Here is a 21,659-nt window from a genome sequence, read left to right as displayed (position 1 = left end):
CCACCTCCAGCTACATTCGCATTATGTATACTACGAAGGATCCCCTGCAAATTGACAAGGAATCCTTTTTAGAAAAGCGCAAGGCGCCGTCACTAATGAACGCAGCTTAAGAACGCCACTTCCTGTGGCAACAAGGAGGGATGTAGTTCAATCCCTCCCCACTGCATGACCTACATCCTGTAGGCCCGCGGCAGGAATAAGATGGACCGGCGAAGCGGCGTTCTTTGCCGCACAGCTGGACCATCTTATGACCCGTGCGCCTGGAGCCTAGACATCATATTAAGTCAAAAACTTATACTTATTTATATATTGAAAAGTCTGGACATTATTTTTGGATAAAAAAAAGCGCGCACCTCATCCGAAGAAATGCGCTCATATCTATGACTGGTACCAGGTGCTCAATCCGGTACCGCGGATGAGGTGCGTAGAGCTAGACCAGACGGCATTAACCGACGATCATAACACTCAGCTTTTAAAGTTGTCGTATAAATTTTTTTAAAAAAGGGTGCGGCTCTGGGTACGCCAGACACACCCCTTGAAGATTTAATCAATTACGCCTCGGCGAATTTTAAACAGCCGGCGTTTGAAAGCCGTTGTATAAAATTAAACGAGTTCGATTACAACAACAGGTGCTCCGTCGCCGCGACGAGGTCCCATTTTCATGATACGTGTATATCCACCTTGACGCTCAGTGTAGCGTGGAGCAACATTATCAAAAAGTTTTTGGATTGCGTAAATTTCTTTCTCGTTGCCTTCACCGTCTGTCACTGTAACCAGTTCGCGACGGATGAATTGTGCAACTTGACGACGTGCATGCAAATCTCCACGTTTACCAAGCGTAATCATTTTCTCAACAACTGAACGCAATTCTTTCGCACGAGCTTCTGTCGTTTGAATACGTTCGTGTACGATAAGATCTGTCGCTAGGTCGCGAAGCATTGCTTTACGTTGTGAACTTGTACGTCCAAGTTTTCTGTATCCCATAGAAGTTTCCCTCCTTCACTCTATAAATTCGCTCAATCTTCGGTGCGTAACACTAGGTTAAGCTCGTCCAATTTCGCTTTCACTTCTTCAAGTGATTTACGTCCAAGATTTCGTACTTTCATCATTTCGTCCTCTGACTTGCTAGCAAGTTCAAGAACTGTATTGATGCCTGCACGTTTTAGGCAATTGTAAGATCTAACTGAAAGGTCAAGTTCCTCAATAGTCATCTCGAGTACTTTCTCTTTCTGATCTTCCTCTTTTTCTACCATGATTTCTGCAGTTTGTGCTTCATCTGTCATACCGACAAATATATTTAGATGTTCCGTCAGGATTTTCGCCCCAAGTGAAACAGCTTCTTTAGGACCGATGCTGCCATCTGTCCAAACATCAAGTGTCAATTTATCGAAGTTTGCCATTTGGCCAACCCGAGTGTTCTCCACCTGGAAGTTAACGCGTGAAACCGGAGTGTAAATAGAGTCGATTGGAATAACGCCAATTGCGAGATCCTCACGTTTGTTTTGATCAGAAGGAGCGTAACCGCGTCCACGTACAGCATACATACGCATGCGCAAGTGTCCGTTTTTACCAAGAGTCGCGATAGGAAGTTCAGGATTCAACACTTCTACGTCACTATCATGTGTAATGTCCGCAGCTGTGATGACACCTTCGCCCTTCACGTCTATCTCAATCACTTTCTCTTCATCTGAATAGATTTTGAGAGCCAGTTTTTTTATGTTCAAAATAATTGACGCGACGTCTTCGACGACACCTTCAATTGTTGAGAACTCATGAAGCACACCATCAATCTGGATAGATGTAACAGCAGCTCCTGGCAGTGAGGATAGAAGGATGCGGCGCAGGGAGTTCCCTAACGTGTTTCCGTATCCGCGTTCAAGTGGTTCGATGATAAACTTACCGAACTTGATGTCTTCGCCGATCATAATTGTTTCAATCTTCGGTTTCTCAATCTCGATCATTCATTTACCCTCCTTCAAAACATCAATGTATAGGCCGTTCCATATTGAAATCGATTTTCATAGACGGCAAATTGCAATCGCACAATCATTGTTGACAAAAATTGTGTTTCTCAATCAAATGGAGAAGAAGCCCTTATACACGACGGCGTTTTGGCGGGCGGCATCCGTTATGCGGAACCGGGGTAACGTCTCTGATTGCAGTAACTTCAAGACCTGCAGCCTGTAGTGAACGAATTGCTGCTTCACGTCCAGCACCTGGACCTTTAACAGTAACTTCCAACGTTTTCAGACCATGCTCCATAGATGTTTTAGCAGCCGCTTCAGCAGCCATCTGTGCAGCGAAAGGAGTTGATTTACGAGAACCTTTAAAGCCTAGTGCACCTGCACTTGACCAAGATAGTGCGTTCCCTTGCATGTCAGTGATTGTAACAATTGTATTATTGAACGTCGAACGGATATGTGCAATACCGGATTCAATATTCTTTTTCACACGACGTTTACGAGTTTGCTGTTTACGTGCCATGTTAAGAAGATACCTCCTTTACCTATTATTTTTTCTTGTTCGCTACTGTCCGTTTAGGACCTTTACGAGTACGTGCGTTGTTTTTCGTGTTTTGTCCACGAACAGGTAGTCCGCGACGATGACGGATACCACGGAAGCTACCGATTTCCATCAAACGTTTGATGTTAAGGGAAGTTTCACGTCGAAGGTCACCTTCAACTTTAAGTGTGTCCATTTGTTCACGGATTTTATCAAGCTCTGCGTCAGTAAGATCGCGAACCCGTGCATCCTCAGATACTCCAGCTGCTGCCAATACTTTTTGAGCAGTAGTTTTTCCGATTCCGAAAATGTAAGTTAATGAAATGACTACGCGCTTATCGCGCGGAACGTCTACACCAGCAATACGTGCCATATAAATTGTGCACCTCCTTCAGAATTAGCCTTGTCTTTGTTTATGTTTTGGATTTTCACAGATTACCATTACTCGGCCGCGTCTGCGAATAATTTTACATTTTTCGCACATCGGTTTTACAGATGGTCTAACTTTCATCTTACCCAACCTCCTTCAGTATTCCGGAGTTACAAAAGTTTATTTAAAACGGTATGTGATACGACCACGTGTTAAATCATAAGGCGAGAGTTCCATTGTCACTTTATCGCCAGGTAGAATACGGATAAAGTGCATACGAATTTTGCCAGATACATGCGCAAGAATCGTATGGCCGTTTTCCAGCTCTACTTTAAACATTGCGTTTGGCAGTGTTTCGAGTACGGTTCCTTCAACTTCAATTACATCATCTTTCGCCATCAACCCAGTCTCCCTTCTATATCCAATAAAGGTTCTCACCATCGAGCGGCATCAGTCGCCTTTAAAGCTTCCTTCAACATATGTCCGGATTGCATGAGTGATGTTCGAAAGAGGTCTGCCACATTCCGTTTCCCTTAAGTCCGTCCTCGACTTCTTATAATGGAAAATCGCGTCGAAATGGACACGACTGTCCAGAATGCCATGGATGAGTTCCAAGTTGCGTTATACAGTTCTTTCCACGAAATCCATTATACCTACCTAAGCAAGAAAATGCATTTACAATGTTTAAGAACCCTAAATCCGCTAAAATCATCTAGTTCTTATACCGGGCATTATATGCTTTTGCAGCTCGTTGAAACGTTCTTCAATGCTTCTATGCTATACTGCCCAAAAACTGCGTATAATATCTAAGCTCGAAAAGGATTATTGTCCGTTTCCTTGCAGAATAACGTCCAGGTCCTTGAAAACGTCTTTGATGTCTTTTTGTCCATCGATATTTACCAACACCTCTTTGGAATCGTAAAACGCCAAGAGTGGTGCAGTTTGGTTCATATTTACTTCCAGACGGTTCGTGACAGTTTCCGGATTGTCATCGGCTCGCTGATAAAGCTCTCCGCCATCCTTATCACATTTACCTTCAACCTGTGGAGGATTAAAAAGCAAATGATAGGATGTACCGCAAACTTTACAGATGCGGCGGCCTGTCAGCCTCGCAATAAGTTCTTCTTTCTCGACTTGGATATTGAGAACATGCTCAATTTTCCGACCCATGTCAGCCAAAAGCTGATCAAGTGCTTCAGCTTGTGGAACTGTACGCGGGAAACCATCGAGTAGAAAACCATTATCGCAATCGGATTTGCTTAATCTTTCACGAACAATTCCGATTGTCACTTCATCAGGGACAAGTGCTCCCTGATCCATGAACGATTTTGCTTTGACTCCAAGTTCCGTGCCTTCTTGAATAGCAGCACGAAACATATCGCCTGTAGAAATATGAGGGGTTCCGTACTTTTCGACAATTCTGTCTGCCTGTGTACCTTTACCGGCTCCTGGCAGACCCATTAATACGATATTCATACGTGTTGCACTCCCATTCATATTCATATCCCAAAGAGATGAACCTTCGAGGTTATTACTTCATGAACCCTTTGTAATGCCTTTTCACAAGTTGTGATTCAAGTTGTTTCATCGTTTCAAGGGCAACCCCGACAACGATTATCAAACTTGTTCCTCCAATTTGCGCAGACTGTGGAAGGTTTGCGATATTGATAAAGACTATCGGCATGATTGCCACTGTAGAGAGGAATATCGCCCCTACAAATGTCAGTCTATACAAAGTGCTCGTTAGGTAATTTTGTGTATTTTGTCCTGGACGAATGCCCGGGATATAAGCGCCTTGCTTTTTCAAATTATCCGCAATGTTCTCCGGATTCACCTGGATGAATGCGTAGAAGTATGTGAATGCAATGATCAATAGCAGGTAAAATACCATTCCAACCGGTTTCGTATAATCGAAAACGTTTGTAATTGTAGTTGTTACACTGTTAGTGCCAAAGAAGGTCGCTATTGATTGTGGTGTAATAAAAAATGCAGAAGCAAAGATTACCGGGATAACCCCCGCCGCATTAAGTTTCAATGGCAAGTGTGTCTGTTGGCCTGCAGTCGTTTGACCTCGTCCAGTGACACGTTTCGCATATTGGATCGGAATTTTCCGTAATGCTTCTTGGAAATAAATAATTCCGACAGTAACCGCAATGACCAAGACCAGTAGAAGAGCCATAATTGCCAACTTAATGAACAATTGCTCGCCAGCATCTTGAATCTGTGTTGCGTAAAGTTGGTTGACTGCATTTGGAATTGCTGCGACGATACCAGCGAAGATAATAATGGAAATACCATTACCAACACCTTTTGCTGTAATCTGTTCACCAAGCCATAAAAGAAATGCAGTTCCTGCCGTCAATACGATCGCGATGACCACATATGTCGAAACACCTTCGTCTTTTATCAGCGTACCACCGTACATTTGGTTGAAACCAAATGACATAGCGATTGCTTGAATAAAGGCTAGGATTATTGTGAAATACCTCGTGAACTGCGCAAGTTTCCGTCTTCCGACGTCGCCTTGTTTTGCCCATTCAGTAAATTTAGGTACGACATCCATCTGCAATAATTGCACGATGATAGATGCAGTGATGTAAGGCATGATTCCCATTGCAAGAATTGAGAAGTTTGCAAGGGCACCTCCACCAAACACGTTCAGTAAGCCAATAAGATTATTATCAGTTTGCTGTAGTGCAGTTGCATCAACGTTCGGGACTGGAATAAATGTTCCTAGTCTGAAAACAATGAGTACCAGTAGTGTGTAAAAGATTTTAGACCGTATATCTTTTACGCGCATAAAATTGGCGATCGTCTGGAACATTAAACCACCTCGGTCTGTCCGCCCGCTTTCTCGATTGCTTCTTTAGCAGAAGCAGAGAATTTGTGAGCTTTGACAGTAATCTTTTTCTCAAGAATTCCGTTACCCAGAATCTTAATACCTGATTTAGCATTGCTCACGATGCCTGATTCAATTAGTAGCTCAGGCGTAACTTCAGTACCTTCGTCGAAACGATTAAGCGTGTCTAGGTTTACGATTGCATAATCCTTACGGTTAATGTTCGTAAAACCACGTTTAGGAAGTCTTTGGAAAAGTGGAATTTGACCACCCTCGAATCCAAGACGTACGCCACCACCCGAACGGGAGTTTTGTCCACCGTGACCTCTACCAGAAGTTTTACCAAAACCTGAACCGATTCCGCGACCAATACGCTTACGCTTAGTACGTGAACCTTCAGCAGGCTTCATAGTGTGTAATTTCATCTCATTGGCACCTCCTTATTCAAAAAATCGAAATTATAGTTCTTTAACTGTTACAAGGTGGTCTACTCTATTGATCATGCCGCGAATTGCGACATTATCCTGATGCTCGACCATTTGGTGTAATTTACGAAGTCCAAGCGCTTCGACTGTTTTACGTTGTGTTGGCTTAGAGCCGATAACGCTTTTTGTAAGGGTAATTTCAAGTTTATTCGCCATTGTATTTCCCCCCTTAACTGTACAGTTCTTTCACGGTTTTACCGCGCAATTTAGCAACGTCTTCTGCGCGTTTCAAATTCGTCAATCCTTCAATTGTTGCACGAACCATATTGATTGGCGTGCTTGAACCAAGAGATTTAGAAAGAATATCCGTGATGCCTGCAAGTTCAAGTACCGCACGGACAGGTCCGCCGGCGATAACTCCAGTACCTGGAGCTGCTGGTTTGATGAGGATTTTTCCTGCACCAAAATGTCCAAGAACTTCGTGCGGAGTTGTTCCTTTGACCATTGGTACAACGATCAAATTCTTCTTCGCATCTTCAATAGCTTTACGGATTGCATCCGGAACTTCTTGTGCTTTACCAGTACCGAAACCGACACGGCCATTTTTATCTCCGACAACGACGAGAGCAGTGAAACGGAAACGACGTCCGCCTTTCACAACTTTCGCTACGCGGTTAATGGTAACTACGCGTTCTTCGAATTCGCTTTTATTCTGATCATTACGACGCATGAAATGTATACCTCCTTCTTAATTAAAATTCCAGACCGTTTTCACGTGCTGAGTCTGCAAGAGCTTTCACACGGCCGTGAAATAGGTATCCGCCACGGTCAAATACTACTGACTTAACGTCCTTTTCAACAGCTTTCTTTGCGATCATCTCGCCGACTTTTACTGCTGCTGCAGTGTCTGCTTTGGATCCAGATCCGAAATCTTTTTCCATTGAAGATGCACTTACAATCGTTACTGCATTCACGTCATCAATCAACTGAGCATAGATATGCTTGTTTGAACGGAATACGTTTAGGCGTGGACGAGCTGCAGTCCCGCTGATTTTACGACGTACGCGTGCATGACGTTTCTTACGAGTAGCATTCTTGTCTTTTTGCGTAATCATCGTGATCACTCCTTCCAGATGCCTTAAGAGGCATTATTTACCAGTTTTACCTTCTTTACGACGGACAATTTCTCCTTCGTAGCGAATCCCTTTGCCTTTATACGGCTCTGGTGGTCGTACTTGTCTGATGTTCGATGCAAGTGCACCAACGCGTTCTTTGTTGATACCACGAACAGTAATCTTAGTATTAGTAGGAACCTCAACTTCAATTCCTTCTTCTGGTGTAAATTCAACTGGGTGAGAGAAACCAATGTTCAACACTAATTTCGGACCTTGAAGAGAAGCACGGTAACCTACACCGACTAGTTCAAGTTTACGTTCGAAACCTTGTGAAACGCCTATCACCATATTATCGATAAGTGAACGTGTCGTTCCATGAATAGAACGGTGTTCTTTGGATTCAGAAGGACGGATCAATGTGATCACGTTATTCTCCTGTTCGATTTTAATATCCGTGTTAAATGTGTTTGTAAGTTCGCCTTTAGGACCTTTAACAGTAACCAAGTTACCTTTTGCGATAGTAACTGTCACGTTTTCAGGTACCTCAATCGGCTTTTTGCCAATACGGGACATTCAATTGCACCTCCATTCATTTGTTACGAATTACCAGACGTAAGCTACTACTTCTCCGCCTACTTGTTTAGCGCGCGCTTCTTTGTCTGTAAGTACGCCATTTGATGTAGAAACGAGGGCTATACCAAGACCGTTCAAAACTTTAGGAACTTCGCTAGTTTTAGCGTAAACACGAAGACCAGGTTTTGAAATACGTTTAAGACCAGTAATAACACGTTCGTTATTTTGACCGTATTTAAGGAAAATGCGGATGATACCTTGTTTGCTATCCTCGACATATTCAACGTCACGTACGAAACCTTCACGTTTCAAGATTTCTGCGATTTCTTTTTTCATGTTTGAAGCAGGTACTTCAAGCTTTTCGTGACGAACCATATTGGCGTTACGAATGCGTGTAAGCATGTCTGCGATCGGATCACTCATTGTCATTACATTTACCTCCTTCCCAAATTTAGGGGTTTACCAGCTGGCTTTTTTGACGCCAGGAATTTGTCCCTTATATGCTAACTCGCGGAAACAAATACGGCAAAGCTTGAACTTACGATATACCGAATGCGGACGGCCACAACGCTCACAGCGTGTGTATGCTTGTACCGCGAATTTTGGTGTGCGTTTTTGTTTAGCAATCATTGATTTTTTAGCCACGTTTACGCCTCCCTCTTATTTACTTTTGGAACGGCATGCCGAACTGCGTTAGTAACTCATGTGCTTCTTCGTCCGAGTTTGCAGTCGTAACGATGACGATATCCATACCGCGTATTTTAGAAACTTTATCATAATCAATTTCCGGGAAAATCAGTTGCTCTTTTACGCCAAGCGTGTAGTTACCGCGCCCGTCGAATGCTTTTTTAGAAACACCACGGAAGTCACGTACACGGGGTAATGAAACCGAAATCAATTTGTCAAGGAATTCATACATACGCTCACCGCGTAATGTAACTTTCGTTCCGATAGGCATGCCTTCACGGAGACGGAATCCTGCGATCGATTTCTTCGCTTTTGTAACAACTGGTTTTTGACCAGAAATAATTGTTAAATCTTCCACTGCCGCATCTAGTGCTTTCGTGTTTTGAACAGCATCACCAACACCCATGTTAATGACGATTTTGTCGACTTTTGGTACTTGCATAACTGATGTATATTCAAACTTGCTCATAAGAGCAGGAGTGACTTCTTTTTTAAACTTTTCTTTTAAACGGCTCATCTGTTGGACCTCCTTTCATCCGTTACTTAATTATCCAGCAATTCTCCGGATTTTTTCGCAACACGAACTTTTTTGCCATTTTCGATTTTATATCCTACACGAGTAGGCTCGCCTGTCTTAGGATCAATCACCATGACGTTTGATACATGGATAGCTGCCTCTTGGCTGATGATTCCACCTTGAGGATTTTCCTGGTTAGGTTTCGTATGTTTCTTGACGATGTTAACACCTTCAACAAGTACACGGTCCTTTTTAGGGAAAGCAACTAAGATCACACCGGTCTTACCTTTATCTTTACCTGTGATGACCATAACTTTATCGCCTTTTTTAACATTCATTCTGTCGCACCTCCTTGATTTGGCACTATCATGTGATTAAAGAACTTCAGGAGCAAGTGAAATTATTTTCATGAAGTTGCTATCACGAAGTTCGCGAGCAACCGGTCCGAAAATACGAGTTCCACGTGGGCTCTTGTCGTCACGGATAATAACACAAGCATTTTCATCAAATGTAATATATGAACCGTCTTTACGGCGTACTCCGCTCTTCGTGCGAACGATAACAGCCTTGACAACTTCACCTTTTTTAACAACGCCACCTGGTGTTGCTTTTTTAACCGTTACTACTACAACATCACCGATGTTTGCTACTTTACGGCCTGAACCGCCTAATACCTTAATTGTAAGTACTTCACGAGCGCCTGAGTTGTCGGCGACTTTCATACGACTTTCCTGTTGGATCATTGAGGCTACCTCCTCCCGGATTTATATACCCGAACGTTAATTAAATGATGACCGCTGTTTCGACTACTTCAAGTAGGCGGAAACGTTTTGTTGCTGACAATGGACGAGTTTCCATTATACGAACAACATCACCGATTTTCGCTACATTCAGCTCATCGTGGGCCTTGAATTTCTTAGAGTACTTAACACGTTTACCGTATTTAGTGTGTTTCTTTTGCGTTTCGATCATAACAGTAACTGTTTTATCCATTTTGTCGGATACAACGCGGCCTGTATATACTTTGCGCTGGTTACGCTCCTCAGTCATGGCTGCAACCTCCTTCATCAGTTATTTGCACTGATTTCTCTTTGACGTATAACTGTTTTCATGCGCGCAATCGATTTACGAACTTCTCGGATGCGTGCAGTGTTTTCTAATTGACCTGTCGCAAGTTGGAAGCGAAGGTTGAAAAGCTCTTCTTTCAGTGATTTCACCTTTTGCTCAATCTCTGCAGTTGTTAAGTCACGGATTTCATTAGCTTTCATTAGATTCACCACCAATTTCTTCACGTTTTACAAACTTAGTTTTAATAGGAAGTTTGTGGGATGCTAGGCGAAGTGCTTCACGAGCAACTTCTTCCGAAACACCTGCTATTTCGAACATAATACGACCAGGTTTAACAACTGCTACCCAGCCTTCTACAGCACCTTTACCGGAACCCATCCGGACTTCAAGAGGCTTCTTTGTATATGGTTTGTGCGGGAAGATGTTAATCCATACTTTACCGCCACGTTTCATGTAACGTGTCATTGAAATACGTGCTGCCTCGATTTGGCGGTTTGTAATCCATGCCGCATCAAGCGCTTGTAGACCGTATTCTCCGAATTGAACTGTTGCTCCGCCTTTTGTAGTACCGCGCATTTTACCACGGAATACACGACGATATTTAACTCGTTTAGGCATTAACATAATTAGTTGCCTCCTTCCTCAGAGTTCTTCTGTTTCTTCACTGGAAGGACTTCTCCACGGTAAATCCATACTTTAACGCCAAGCTTACCAAACGTTGTATCTGCTTCAGCATGCGCATAATCAATATCTGCACGTAATGTATGGAGAGGGACAGTACCTTCACTATAATGTTCCGACCGAGCGATGTCAGCACCGCCAAGACGTCCAGAAACCTGTGTTTTAATTCCTTTAGCGCCAGAACGCATAGTGCGTTGGATTGCTTGTTTTTGTGCACGACGGTATGATACGCGAGTTTCTAATTGACGAGCAATTGACTCTGCAACTAGTTTAGCGTCAAGATCCGCACGTTTAATTTCAATGATGTTGATGTGAACGCGTTTACCAGTGATGTCGTTCAACATTTTACGAAGTGTTTCGACCTCAGTACCACCTTTACCAATAACCATTCCTGGCTTAGCAGTGTGGATGCTGATGTTAACACGCTTTGCAGCACGTTCGATTTCTACTTTAGAAACAGAAGCTTCTATAAGACGCTTTTCGATAAAATCACGGATTTTTAAATCTTCGTGCAAGAGAGTCGCATAGTCTTTTTCTGCGTACCATTTAGACTCCCAGTCACGGATGATACCGACCCGTAAACCGTTAGGATGTACTTTTTGACCCACGAATTATCCCTCCTTCTTTTCAGATACCACTAATGTGATGTGGCTCGTACGTTTATTAATTGCGCTCGCACGTCCTTGTGCGCGTGGTCGGAAACGTTTCATAGTCGGACCTTCATCAACGAATACTTCGCTAATAAATAGGTTTTCGACATCCATTTCATAGTTATGTTCAGCATTTGCAATCGCTGATTTCAAAACTTTTTCTACAACCGGTGATGCCGCTTTTGGCGTTAGGCGTAGAATCGCGATTGCTTCACCGACTTTTTTGCCTCGGATAAGATCGACGACCAAACGGACTTTACGAGAGGCAATACGGACTGTGCGGGCAGTAGCTTTTGCTTGTTGCATCAGAATAACCTCCTCTCAATTAACGTCTTGTTTTCTTATCGTCGGCGCCATGACCTCTGTATGTGCGCGTAGGTGCAAATTCACCAAGTTTGTGACCAACCATATCTTCAGTTACATAGACAGGAACGTGTTTACGTCCGTCATATACAGCAATTGTCATTCCGATGAATGTCGGGAAGATTGTTGAACGTCGTGACCATGTTTTGATAACCTGTTTTTTCTCAGATCCACTTTGCGCTTCGACCTTCTTCATAAGATGATCGTCTACAAATGGTCCTTTTTTCAAGCTGCGGCCCATGTCGGAACCTCCCTCCGTGTTTGTACTACGGTCCATTCGACGAACCGCAGTGCATTATTATTACTTCTTACGACGACGTACAATAAACTTGTCGGTTTTATTATTTTTCTTACGAGTTTTATAGCCAAGTGTCGGTTTACCCCATGGAGTTACTGGAGACTTCATACCGATACCAGTTTTACCTTCACCACCACCGTGTGGGTGATCGTTAGGGTTCATGACAGAACCACGAACTGTTGGGCGTTTACCCATCCAACGTGAACGTCCTGCTTTACCAATGTTGATAAGTTCGTGTTGCTCATTACCAACTTGACCAATTGTCGCGCGGCATACAGCAAGAATCATGCGAACTTCTCCAGATTGAAGACGTACAATAACATACTTATCTTCACGGCCAAGTAGTTGTGCAGAAGTTCCTGCTGAACGTACTAGTTGTCCGCCTTTACCTGGTTTCATTTCAATATTATGAATTGTAGTACCCATTGGAATGTTTTCAAGTGGAAGTGAGTTACCCACTTTGATATCTGATTCCGGGCCTGACATAATAGTTGCTCCAACTACAAGACCTTTTGGAGCGAGAATGTAACGCTTCTCTCCGTCTACGTAATTGATTAGAGCAATGTTAGCTGAACGGTTTGGATCGTATTCGATCGTAGCAACGCGTCCTGGTATGCCATCTTTCCGGCGTTGGAAATCGATGACACGGTATTGGCGCTTGTGGCCTCCACCATGGTGACGAACAGTAATCCTACCAGTGTTGTTACGGCCGCCTTTCCGCTTTAGCGGTGATAGCAATGATTTTTCCGGTTTGTCAGTAGTAATCTCAGCAAAATCGGATGTAGTCATGTTACGGCGTCCGTTGGAGGTAGGTTTGTATTTCTTAATCGCCATTTGTGTTCCCTCCTTCATATAATTAGATATCTATTAGTTGGTCAACTTACATTTCGAAGAATTCGATGTCTTTTGAGTCAGCAGTTAGTGTAACAATCGCTTTACGGCGTTTGTTCGTATAACCAGAATGCTTGCCCATACGCTTAAGTTTACCTTTGTAATTCTGTACGTTCACTTTATCAACTTTAACACCAAAAACTTCTTCGATAGCTTGCTTAATAAATGTTTTATTAGCGCGCGTGTCAACTTCAAAAGTGTACTTTTTGAATTCCATTTGTTCAGAAGTACGCTCGGTAATGACCGGACGTTTTATAATATCACGTGATTCCATTAACCAAGCACCTCCTCTATTTTTTGAACTGCTGCTTTAGTCATAATAAGTTTATCATGACCGATAAGATCAAGTACGTTAATACCTGACGCTGTTACGACACTGATTCCAGGGATGTTACGTGCGGATAAAGCCACAGTTTCATCTAGGTCTGCAGTAACGATCAACGCTTTCCTGTTAACCGAAAGGTCAGCAAGTACTTTAATGAATTCTTTTGTTTTTGGTGCATTGAATGTTAGTCCTTCAAGAACAATTACATCTTCTTCGCGAACTTTCGTAGAAAGAGCTGAAAGAAGAGCTAATCTGCGGACTTTCTTCGGTAATTTATAGCTATAGCTTCTTGGAGCTGGACCAAATACGATACCGCCTCCACGCCATTGTGGTGACCGGATTGAACCTTGACGGGCACGACCTGTACCTTTTTGACGCCACGGTTTACGTCCGCCACCAGCTACTTCTGAGCGAGTTTTAACTTTATGGTTACCTTGACGCAATGAAGCGCGTTGTTGGACCAATGCTTCGAATAAGACAGACTCATTCGGTACGATACCAAAGATTGCTTCATTTAGTTCGATTTCTCCGACAGAAGTTCCTGCCTGATTTAATACGGATACTTTAGGCATTCCTGTTTCCTCCTTTCTTTAGTAGTCAGTTTCCTTTGATTGCGCTACGCACTTGTAGAAGTGATTTGCGTGATCCAGGAACGTTACCTTTAACTAGTAACAAGTTGCGTTCAAGATCAACTCGTACAATTTCAAGGTTTTGAACTGTTACTGTTTTGCCACCCATACGACCTGGCATTTTTTTACCTTTGAATACACGTTGTGCGTCAACAGATCCGATCGAACCTGGTGCGCGGTGATGACGTGATCCGTGTGTCATAGGTCCGCGTGAATAGCCGTGACGCTTGATAACACCTTGGAACCCTTTACCTTTTGATGTACCAGTGATGTCGACGATATCGCCTTCAGCAAAAGTATCAACTTTGACTTCTTGACCAACTTCGTAGCCACTAACGTCTAATTCGCGGAATTCACGAATGAAGCGCTTAGGTGCAGTATCAGCTTTTGCAACGTGCCCTTTTTCAGGTTTGTTAGCAAGCTTTTCGCGTTTATCTTCAAATCCGATTTGGATTGATTCGTAGCCGTCCGTTTCCGTTGTCTTCTTTTGAAGAACAACGTTTTGTCCAGCTTCAATCACAGTTACCGGGATAAGATCTCCGTTTTCAGCAAAAATTTGCGTCATACCGAGTTTTCTTCCCAAGATTCCTTTGGTCATTTAGTCCACCTCCTGAATTAATGTGTGTTGTATTTAGTATCGATTAAAGTTTAATTTCAATGTCCACGCCTGATGGTAAATCGAGTTTCATTAATGCGTCGACAGTTTGTGGTGTCGGATTAACGATATCGATTAGACGTTTATGAGTACGCATTTCGAACTGTTCGCGCGAATCTTTGTATTTATGCACCGCACGAAGAATCGTGTAGACAGTTCTTTCAGTCGGTAGTGGAATCGGACCCGATACACTAGCACCCGAACGTTTTGCTGTTTCTACGATCTTTTCAGCCGATTGATCAAGAATTCTATGATCATATGCTTTTAAACGAATACGAATCTTTTGTTTTGCCATTATTTTCCCTCCCTTGCGCCTATTTTGTTATAGACATTCTCCACGAAAATTTCCCACACACATGCCATGGCAAAGCGGCCTGGTGTGTCGGCAACCTCTCGCTTCATCGCAGTCAAAGACCAACATTTAATATTATACACATAAAAAAAGAATAGCGCAAGTGTTTTGGCGAAATCCTTTTCTCAACTTTATTAGTATAAATCTTTCTCTCACTTATTACAAGTCCGAGAGTAATATCCCGGACAATTTACTACTTAATTTAAGAGCATTACCGCCACCCAACCAAACAACAACAATAGAATGTTGAAGTGAATGAACGTTGGTACACATGTATCCCATATATGATTATGTTGTCCATCGACAGCAAGTCCCGCAGTTGGCCCAAGTGTAGTGTCTGACGCAGGTGAGCCAGCATCACCAAGAGCAGCTGCTGTTCCAACGAGCGCAATGATGGCTAACGGACTAAATCCGAATGCCACACTTAGCGGTACGAAAATGGATGCAATAATTGGGATTGTAGCGAATGATGAGCCAATACCCATTGTAACAACCAATCCGATGATTAACATGACGAATGCTGCCATTCCTTTATTATCACCAAGTGCAGAGCTCGCATATTCCACTAACGTAATAATATGACCCGTTTCCTTAAGCACTGCGGCAAATCCATTCGCCGCAATCATAACAAATCCTACAAATGCCATCATACGCATTCCTTCATTGATTAAACCGTCGGCATCTTTCCACTTAAGTGCACCCGTAATATACAAAATCGAAATACCAGTCACCGCACCTGCGATCATAGACTGTGTTGGTATCTGTACAATAAGTGTGCCAATAAGCGCTAGTACTGTAAAGATGATATTACGTGTTTTAACTTCTACCACTACTTCAGTGTTATTTATCTGCTTGTCCGCATACTCTCTGGGTTTGCGATAAGAGAAGAATATAGCAATCATGAGACCTACGAACAGTCCAAGGACAGGAAGAGCCATCGCTTTCGGTATGTCCGCCATATCAATCGCCATACCTGCTGCTGCCATTTGATTGGCGAGAATTTCATGGAAGAGGAATCCGTATCCATATGGAAGCAATATATAAGGTGCTGTTAATCCGAATGTCAGAACGGATGCTATGAGACGACGATCTATTTTTAACATATTTAAGATATGTAAAATCGGTGGTACCAGTAATGGTATGAATGCAATATGGATCGGAATAAGGTTTTGCGAGAATAAGGCCATCACTAGAAGTATTAAGACAATCAGTACTTTTCCTAGTCCCGAACGATCAGGCTCCCCCTCCTTCTTCACAATCTTCAACATGGCTGCAACAAGCAATTGAGGAATGCCAGTCTTCGATATAGCTACCGCGAATCCACCTAGTAATGCATAACTAAGTGCAATTGTTGCTCCATCACCAAGGCCACCAGTAAATGAAACAATCGTCTCATCAAACGATAAGCCTCCTGTAAATCCCCCTACAATTGCACCCGCAACTAGTGCTAGTACAACGTTCACCCGTAATAAACTTAAAGCCAACATTACGAAAATGGCAATAATAACCGCATTCATTTGTATTCCCCCTATAATTTGTTTCTTTAGTCAGCTAAAGCGGTAAAGTATAGTATTAAGATAGCAGAGGGCATTTCTTCTGTCAATGATTTTTTTACACAGTAGCATAAATCACACATGACCAAGCATATTCATCGGCCATCCAATCATAAGCTACATACGCACAACGACCCTATGCATTACTCACAGACTCCAAGCATTTAGTACCGAAATCCAGACGCAAAATCTCTATTTCATAGCTTTCCCACAATCCGAGGTTATATATATTTTTTTAGACAACAAAAAACCCGCCACAAAGGGCGGGTTTTAAGAAAGAATTATTATTTAAGGATGTTTGCTACAACGCCAGCGCCTACAGTACGTCCACCCTCACGGATAGAGAACTTCGTACCTTCTTCAAGAGCGATTGGAGCAATTAGGTCGATTGTCATTTCAATGTTATCCCCAGGCATAACCATTTCTACGCCTTCAGGAAGTTCGATAACACCAGTTACGTCAGTTGTACGGAAGTAGAACTGTGGACGGTAGTTAGAGAAGAATGGAGTATGACGTCCACCCTCTTCTTTTGAAAGAACATAAACTTCAGATGTGAATTTCGTGTGTGGAACAATAGTTCCTGGTTTAGCAAGAACTTGCCCACGTTGGATGTCATCACGTGATACCCCACGAAGTAGTGCACCAATGTTGTCGCCAGCTTCTGCATAGTCAAGAAGTTTACGGAACATTTCTACACCTGTTACAGTTGTAGCTTTTGGCTCTTCAACAATACCAATGATATCAACAACATCACCGATTTTAACTACTCCACGCTCAACGCGACCAGTAGCAACAGTTCCACGTCCCGTAATTGAGAATACATCCTCAACAGGCATCATGAATGGTTTTTCAGTATCACGTGGTGGTGTTGGGATATACTCATCAACAGCAGTCATAAGTTCCATAATTTTATCTTCATACGCTTCGTCGCCCTCAAGTGCTTTAAGAGCAGATCCTTTGATGACAGGAATGTCGTCGCCAGGGAAGTCATATTCAGAAAGAAGGTCGCGAATTTCCATCTCAACAAGCTCAAGAAGCTCTTCGTCATCAACCATGTCACATTTGTTCATGAAGACAACTAGATGTGGAACACCTACTTGACGTGAAAGCAAGATGTGCTCACGTGTTTGTGGCATTGGGCCATCAGCTGCAGAAACAACTAGGATTCCGCCGTCCATTTGTGCTGCACCAGTGATCATGTTTTTAACGTAATCGGCGTGACCTGGGCAGTCAACGTGCGCGTAGTGACGAGTTGCAGTTTCATACTCAACGTGTGAAGTATTGATTGTAATACCGCGTTCTTTTTCTTCAGGTGCGTTATCAACGTCAGCATAAGATGCTGCAGTTCCACCTAGTCTTTTTGCTAGAACTGTTGCGATTGCTGCAGTTAGTGTAGTTTTACCATGGTCGACGTGACCGATTGTACCAACGTTAGCATGCTGCTTGGAGCGGTCGAATTTTTCTTTTCCCATTATGGAAATCCTCCTCGGAATATAAAAGTTTTTTTGTTTTTATATAGATATAGGTGCTAAAGGGGGCCCCCTCTAACATCCCATATCTATCTATTCATTAATTTAATGGATAACAGGCTAGAATAAAAATTATTCGCCTTTGTTTTTCTTGATAATTTCTTCTCCAACTGATTTCGGAACTTCTTCATAGTGATCGAATGACATTGAGAAGTTTCCGCGTCCTTGTGTGTTAGAACGAAGAGATGTTGCATAACCAAACATATTAGCAAGTGGAACCATAGAGCGAACAACTTGCGCGTTACCGCGCGCGTCCATTCCCTCAACGCGGCCGCGTCGGGAAGTGATATCGCCCATGATGTCTCCCATATACTCTTCAGGAATAATTACTTCAACTTTCATCATTGGCTCAAGTAGAACTGGGTTAACTTTTGCTACAGCATTTTTCAATGCCATAGATGCAGCAATTTTAAACGCCATTTCGTTTGAGTCGACATCATGATAAGAACCGTCGAATAGACGAGCTTTAATGTCAATCAAAGGATAACCAGCGATTACACCATTATTAAGTGAATCACGGATACCCGCTTCTACTGCAGGAATATATTCCCGTGGAACTGATCCACCGACAACGTTGTTAATGAATTCGAATCCTTTTCCTTCTTCGTTAGGAGAGAATTCAATCCAAACGTGACCAAACTGTCCACGTCCACCGGATTGACGCACGAACTTACCTTCAACTTCCGCTGAAGAACGGAAAGTTTCACGATAAGATACTTGCGGTGCTCCGACGTTAGCTTCAACGTTGAATTCACGGCGCATGCGGTCTACAAGAACGTCAAGATGCAATTCACCCATACCAGCAATGATTACTTCTCCAGTTTCTTGGTCTGTATGTGCACGGAATGTCGGGTCTTCCTCTTGAAGCTTAGCAAGCGCCATACCCATTTTATCTTGGTCGGCTTTTGTTTTAGGTTCAACAGAAAGTGAAATTACTGGTTCTGGGAAGTCCATTGACTCAAGAATTATAAGTGCACCAGCTTCACAAAGTGTGTCGCCAGTTCCTGTATCTTTAAGTCCAACTGCAGCAGCAATTTCTCCTGAATGTACTTCAGAAATTTCTTCACGAGAGTTCGCATGCATTTGTAGAATACGTCCTACGCGTTCACGCTTACCTTTAGAAGAGTTTTGTACGTATGATCCTGATTGAAGAACACCAGAATACACACGGAAGAATGTTAATTTACCAACATAAGGGTCAGTCATAACTTTGAAAGCAAGTGCCGAGAACGGCTCAGAGTCATCTGAGTGACGCTCAATAGCTTCGTCAGTATCAGGATCTGTCCCTTTCATAGGCGGAATATCAAGTGGTGATGGAAGGTAGTCGATAACAGCATCAAGAACAAGTTGTACACCTTTGTTTTTGAAAGCAGTTCCACATACAACCGGATAGAACTCAACAGCTAATGTCGCATTACGAATAGCTTTTTTGATTTCCACGTTTGTAATTTCTTCTTCATCCAAGAATTTGTTCATAAGAGCTTCATCGAATTCAGCAACCGCTTCAATTAGTTTTTCACGGTATTCTTCTGCTTGAGCACGATATTCTTCTGGAATTTCTCTTATTTCAGCATTTAAACCTGTATCATCTTCGTAGAAAACTGCATTCATTTCAACTAAATCAATAATTGCTGCAAAAGTATCTTCTGCGCCAATTGGTAATTGAATTGGATGAGCGTTTGCTCCAAGACGGTCAACAAGTGTACCTACAGAATAAAGGAAATCAGCACCAGTTTTGTCCATTTTGTTTACGAAAACTAGGCGCGGTACGCCGTAGTTAGTCGCTTGACGCCATACTGTTTCTGTTTGCGGTTCAACGCCCGATTGAGCATCAAGTACCGTTACAGCTCCATCAAGAACACGAAGTGAACGTTCAACTTCAACAGTGAAGTCTACGTGACCTGGAGTATCAATGATGTTTACGCGGTGATTTTTCCATTCAGCAGTTGTAGCTGCTGAAGTGATTGTGATTCCGCGTTCTTGCTCCTGCTCCATCCAGTCCATTTGAGATGCACCTTCGTGCGTTTCTCCGATTTTGTGGATTTTACCAGTATAATAAAGGATTCGCTCAGTCGTTGTTGTTTTACCAGCGTCGATGTGAGCCATGATACCAATGTTACGTGTATTCTCTAAGGAGAATTTTCTAGCCATGATATGATCTCCTTCCGTCTCGGATTAGAGTAGTAATGAATCGCTGAATCTTACCAGCGATAGTGAGCAAATGCTTTGTTAGCATCAGCCATTTTGTGCATTTCTTCACGGCGTTTCACAGAAGCACCAGTGTTGTTAGAAGCATCAAGGATTTCATTCGCAAGACGTTCTACCATTGTTTTTTCTCCGCGTGTGCGTGAGTAGTTAACAAGGTAACGAAGTCCAAGAGTTGTACGGCGATCAGGACGTACTTCAACTGGTACTTGATAGTTTGCTCCACCTACACGGCGTGCTTTAACCTCAAGAACTGGCATTACGTTAGTAAGAGCCGCTTCGAATACTTCAAGTGCATCTTTCCCAGAACGTTCTTTCACAAGCTCGAACGCACCATAGAGGATTTTCTGAGATGTACCTTTTTTACCGTCCACCATCATTTTATTAATTAGACGTGAAACGAGCTTCGAATTATAAATCGGATCCGGAAGTACGTCACGTTTTGCAACAGGGCCTTTACGTGGCATGTTGTATTCCTCCTTTCAAGGTTTTTAAGCGTTTTCCGCTTAAATAACCATCATTCATGATTATTTTAATTAGCTTTTTTTAACTTTAGGTTTTTTAGCTCCGTACATAGAACGGCTTTGCATACGACCAGTTACACCAGCTGTATCAAGTGCTCCACGAACGATGTGGTAACGAACACCTGGTAAGTCTTTTACGCGTCCTCCGCGAAGTAGAACAACACTGTGTTCTTGAAGGTTGTGGCCTTCACCAGGGATGTATGCATTGACTTCCAATTGGTTAGTCAAGCGTACACGTGCATATTTACGAAGAGCCGAGTTTGGCTTCTTCGGTGTCATTGTGCCAACACGCGTACAAACACCTCTTTTTTGTGGTGAGTTTACGTTTGTCATTGACTTTTTGAAGCTGTTATAGCTTTTTCCGAGTGCTGGTGATTTAGATCCCGTCACTTTTGATTTACGTGGTTTACGGACCAATTGATTAATTGTAGGCATCGGTTATTCCTCCTTTCGAACTTCTTTTTGTAAGACCACACATCCAGGTGGTTCATTTTTGGGGTAAAAACAAAGTCTTTGTGCTTCAATGCACAAAAACTATTAATCAGTAATCACAACCACAGCTGCACCGACTTGAATGCCACATGCATTTCCGAGTTTCTCCCTCGAATCAACATACGTCACTTGAATGTCATGAAGTCTGGCTTCCTCCATTACTGGAGCAATAATCCGTTCTTCTGCATCCTGCGCAATAATAATTTCTATCACTATCCCTGCACGGATTGCTTTCACTGCCTGCTTTGTACCGATGATTGTTTTCTTTGCCTGCTCGACTTTTTCATAAGACATTTCCATATCCTCCAAAGTACAGACATCCAACTATCAACCTTTTGTATTTTATCATCTGTAAGGTAAACTGTCAACACATAAACGAAAAGGCGGGGGAGTTACTTTCGTATTCCCCCGTTTTC

At 42.7% G+C, this 21,659-nt stretch carries 35 protein-coding genes; all 35 read right to left on the bottom strand.

What is annotated here, in order from left to right; all coding sequences use genetic code 11:
- Positions 1–603: 603 nt before the first annotated feature.
- The gene (gene rplQ / locus I2484_RS08370) at positions 604–984 is read right to left on the bottom strand and encodes a 50S ribosomal protein L17 (RefSeq protein WP_207150573.1); all 381 of its coding nucleotides are present in this window, start codon (positions 982–984) and stop codon (positions 604–606) included.
- 32 nt (positions 985–1,016) lie between these two features.
- The gene (locus I2484_RS08365) at positions 1,017–1,961 is read right to left on the bottom strand and encodes a DNA-directed RNA polymerase subunit alpha (RefSeq protein WP_207150572.1); all 945 of its coding nucleotides are present in this window, start codon (positions 1,959–1,961) and stop codon (positions 1,017–1,019) included.
- A gap of 133 nt (positions 1,962–2,094) precedes the next feature.
- On the bottom strand, positions 2,095–2,484 hold the full coding sequence (rpsK, locus tag I2484_RS08360) for a 30S ribosomal protein S11 (protein WP_179392979.1): 390 nt from the start codon (positions 2,482–2,484) through the stop codon (positions 2,095–2,097).
- A gap of 25 nt (positions 2,485–2,509) precedes the next feature.
- Complete coding sequence (rpsM, locus tag I2484_RS08355; RefSeq protein WP_067204810.1) at positions 2,510–2,875, bottom strand: 30S ribosomal protein S13; 366 nt, start codon at positions 2,873–2,875, stop codon at positions 2,510–2,512.
- Between the two features lie 24 nt (positions 2,876–2,899).
- Positions 2,900–3,013: a 50S ribosomal protein L36 gene (gene rpmJ, locus I2484_RS08350; protein ID WP_067204807.1), complete on the bottom strand. Its 114-nt coding sequence runs from the start codon at positions 3,011–3,013 to the stop codon at positions 2,900–2,902.
- Positions 3,014–3,052: 39 nt separating this feature from the next.
- Positions 3,053–3,271, bottom strand: coding sequence for a translation initiation factor IF-1 (infA, locus tag I2484_RS08345; protein ID WP_067204804.1), 219 nt, complete (start codon positions 3,269–3,271; stop codon positions 3,053–3,055).
- Positions 3,272–3,694: 423 nt separating this feature from the next.
- Entirely contained in the window at positions 3,695–4,348 is a 654-nt protein-coding gene (locus tag I2484_RS08340; protein WP_207150571.1) for an adenylate kinase, read from the bottom strand.
- A gap of 55 nt (positions 4,349–4,403) precedes the next feature.
- Positions 4,404–5,696 (bottom strand): preprotein translocase subunit SecY, encoded by a 1,293-nt coding sequence (gene secY / locus I2484_RS08335; RefSeq protein ID WP_207150570.1) that lies wholly within the window; start codon positions 5,694–5,696, stop codon positions 4,404–4,406.
- The gene (gene rplO / locus I2484_RS08330; RefSeq protein ID WP_179392975.1) at positions 5,696–6,136 is read right to left on the bottom strand and encodes a 50S ribosomal protein L15; all 441 of its coding nucleotides are present in this window, start codon (positions 6,134–6,136) and stop codon (positions 5,696–5,698) included. The genes secY and rplO overlap by 1 nt, the downstream gene beginning before the upstream one ends.
- Before the next feature lie 33 nt (positions 6,137–6,169).
- Positions 6,170–6,352, bottom strand: coding sequence for a 50S ribosomal protein L30 (gene rpmD / locus I2484_RS08325; RefSeq protein WP_207150569.1), 183 nt, complete (start codon positions 6,350–6,352; stop codon positions 6,170–6,172).
- Positions 6,353–6,365: 13 nt separating this feature from the next.
- Positions 6,366–6,866, bottom strand: coding sequence for a 30S ribosomal protein S5 (rpsE, locus tag I2484_RS08320; RefSeq protein ID WP_207150568.1), 501 nt, complete (start codon positions 6,864–6,866; stop codon positions 6,366–6,368).
- A gap of 22 nt (positions 6,867–6,888) precedes the next feature.
- Positions 6,889–7,251, bottom strand: coding sequence for a 50S ribosomal protein L18 (gene rplR, locus I2484_RS08315; RefSeq protein WP_207150567.1), 363 nt, complete (start codon positions 7,249–7,251; stop codon positions 6,889–6,891).
- Positions 7,252–7,284: 33 nt separating this feature from the next.
- Positions 7,285–7,824, bottom strand: coding sequence for a 50S ribosomal protein L6 (gene rplF, locus I2484_RS08310; protein ID WP_207150566.1), 540 nt, complete (start codon positions 7,822–7,824; stop codon positions 7,285–7,287).
- Positions 7,825–7,854: 30 nt separating this feature from the next.
- Positions 7,855–8,253: a 30S ribosomal protein S8 gene (gene rpsH, locus I2484_RS08305; protein WP_067204783.1), complete on the bottom strand. Its 399-nt coding sequence runs from the start codon at positions 8,251–8,253 to the stop codon at positions 7,855–7,857.
- Positions 8,254–8,283: 30 nt separating this feature from the next.
- Positions 8,284–8,469 carry a type Z 30S ribosomal protein S14 gene (locus I2484_RS08300; protein ID WP_067204781.1) on the bottom strand — a complete coding sequence of 62 codons (186 nt, stop codon included), beginning with the start codon at positions 8,467–8,469 and terminating at the stop codon, positions 8,284–8,286.
- 19 nt (positions 8,470–8,488) lie between these two features.
- A complete protein-coding gene (rplE, locus tag I2484_RS08295) occupies positions 8,489–9,028 on the bottom strand; it encodes a 50S ribosomal protein L5 (protein ID WP_207150565.1) in 540 nt (179 codons plus the stop codon).
- Between the two features lie 26 nt (positions 9,029–9,054).
- A complete protein-coding gene (gene rplX / locus I2484_RS08290) occupies positions 9,055–9,366 on the bottom strand; it encodes a 50S ribosomal protein L24 (protein WP_067204776.1) in 312 nt (103 codons plus the stop codon).
- Positions 9,367–9,402: 36 nt separating this feature from the next.
- Positions 9,403–9,771, bottom strand: coding sequence for a 50S ribosomal protein L14 (gene rplN, locus I2484_RS08285; protein WP_067204773.1), 369 nt, complete (start codon positions 9,769–9,771; stop codon positions 9,403–9,405).
- 40 nt (positions 9,772–9,811) lie between these two features.
- A complete protein-coding gene (gene rpsQ / locus I2484_RS08280; protein WP_207150564.1) occupies positions 9,812–10,078 on the bottom strand; it encodes a 30S ribosomal protein S17 in 267 nt (88 codons plus the stop codon).
- 17 nt (positions 10,079–10,095) lie between these two features.
- Positions 10,096–10,296, bottom strand: coding sequence for a 50S ribosomal protein L29 (gene rpmC, locus I2484_RS08275; protein ID WP_025783856.1), 201 nt, complete (start codon positions 10,294–10,296; stop codon positions 10,096–10,098).
- Positions 10,286–10,720: a 50S ribosomal protein L16 gene (gene rplP / locus I2484_RS08270; protein ID WP_207150563.1), complete on the bottom strand. Its 435-nt coding sequence runs from the start codon at positions 10,718–10,720 to the stop codon at positions 10,286–10,288. The genes rpmC and rplP overlap by 11 nt, the downstream gene beginning before the upstream one ends.
- Positions 10,721–10,722: 2 nt before the next feature.
- Complete coding sequence (gene rpsC, locus I2484_RS08265; protein WP_207150562.1) at positions 10,723–11,385, bottom strand: 30S ribosomal protein S3; 663 nt, start codon at positions 11,383–11,385, stop codon at positions 10,723–10,725.
- A gap of 3 nt (positions 11,386–11,388) precedes the next feature.
- Positions 11,389–11,733: a 50S ribosomal protein L22 gene (gene rplV / locus I2484_RS08260; protein ID WP_067204760.1), complete on the bottom strand. Its 345-nt coding sequence runs from the start codon at positions 11,731–11,733 to the stop codon at positions 11,389–11,391.
- Between the two features lie 19 nt (positions 11,734–11,752).
- Complete coding sequence (gene rpsS, locus I2484_RS08255) at positions 11,753–12,031, bottom strand: 30S ribosomal protein S19 (protein ID WP_067204757.1); 279 nt, start codon at positions 12,029–12,031, stop codon at positions 11,753–11,755.
- A 60-nt stretch (positions 12,032–12,091) separates the two neighbouring features.
- On the bottom strand, positions 12,092–12,922 hold the full coding sequence (rplB, locus tag I2484_RS08250; protein WP_207150561.1) for a 50S ribosomal protein L2: 831 nt from the start codon (positions 12,920–12,922) through the stop codon (positions 12,092–12,094).
- A 46-nt stretch (positions 12,923–12,968) separates the two neighbouring features.
- The gene (rplW, locus tag I2484_RS08245) at positions 12,969–13,253 is read right to left on the bottom strand and encodes a 50S ribosomal protein L23 (protein WP_207150560.1); all 285 of its coding nucleotides are present in this window, start codon (positions 13,251–13,253) and stop codon (positions 12,969–12,971) included.
- Positions 13,253–13,876, bottom strand: coding sequence for a 50S ribosomal protein L4 (gene rplD / locus I2484_RS08240; RefSeq protein ID WP_207150559.1), 624 nt, complete (start codon positions 13,874–13,876; stop codon positions 13,253–13,255). The genes rplW and rplD overlap by 1 nt, the downstream gene beginning before the upstream one ends.
- Before the next feature lie 25 nt (positions 13,877–13,901).
- On the bottom strand, positions 13,902–14,531 hold the full coding sequence (gene rplC / locus I2484_RS08235) for a 50S ribosomal protein L3 (protein ID WP_207150558.1): 630 nt from the start codon (positions 14,529–14,531) through the stop codon (positions 13,902–13,904).
- A gap of 43 nt (positions 14,532–14,574) precedes the next feature.
- Positions 14,575–14,883 (bottom strand): 30S ribosomal protein S10, encoded by a 309-nt coding sequence (gene rpsJ, locus I2484_RS08230; RefSeq protein WP_067204744.1) that lies wholly within the window; start codon positions 14,881–14,883, stop codon positions 14,575–14,577.
- Between the two features lie 254 nt (positions 14,884–15,137).
- Positions 15,138–16,457 carry a Na+/H+ antiporter family protein gene (locus tag I2484_RS08225; protein WP_207150557.1) on the bottom strand — a complete coding sequence of 440 codons (1,320 nt, stop codon included), beginning with the start codon at positions 16,455–16,457 and terminating at the stop codon, positions 15,138–15,140.
- A 320-nt stretch (positions 16,458–16,777) separates the two neighbouring features.
- Positions 16,778–17,965: an elongation factor Tu gene (gene tuf / locus I2484_RS08220; RefSeq protein ID WP_207150556.1), complete on the bottom strand. Its 1,188-nt coding sequence runs from the start codon at positions 17,963–17,965 to the stop codon at positions 16,778–16,780.
- A gap of 129 nt (positions 17,966–18,094) precedes the next feature.
- Complete coding sequence (gene fusA, locus I2484_RS08215) at positions 18,095–20,173, bottom strand: elongation factor G (protein WP_207150555.1); 2,079 nt, start codon at positions 20,171–20,173, stop codon at positions 18,095–18,097.
- A gap of 50 nt (positions 20,174–20,223) precedes the next feature.
- Positions 20,224–20,694 carry a 30S ribosomal protein S7 gene (gene rpsG, locus I2484_RS08210; RefSeq protein WP_186671426.1) on the bottom strand — a complete coding sequence of 157 codons (471 nt, stop codon included), beginning with the start codon at positions 20,692–20,694 and terminating at the stop codon, positions 20,224–20,226.
- Between the two features lie 69 nt (positions 20,695–20,763).
- Positions 20,764–21,186 carry a 30S ribosomal protein S12 gene (gene rpsL / locus I2484_RS08205; RefSeq protein WP_067204730.1) on the bottom strand — a complete coding sequence of 141 codons (423 nt, stop codon included), beginning with the start codon at positions 21,184–21,186 and terminating at the stop codon, positions 20,764–20,766.
- Between the two features lie 102 nt (positions 21,187–21,288).
- Entirely contained in the window at positions 21,289–21,537 is a 249-nt protein-coding gene (locus I2484_RS08200) for a ribosomal L7Ae/L30e/S12e/Gadd45 family protein (protein WP_207150554.1), read from the bottom strand.
- Positions 21,538–21,659 lie beyond the last annotated feature (122 nt).

It is taken from the genome of Sporosarcina sp. E16_8 (assembly GCF_017347095.1).
Taxonomy (GTDB): domain Bacteria; phylum Bacillota; class Bacilli; order Bacillales_A; family Planococcaceae; genus Sporosarcina.
Note: the sequence above shows the minus strand (reverse complement) of the source record. Positions and strands in the feature narration are given on the sequence as shown.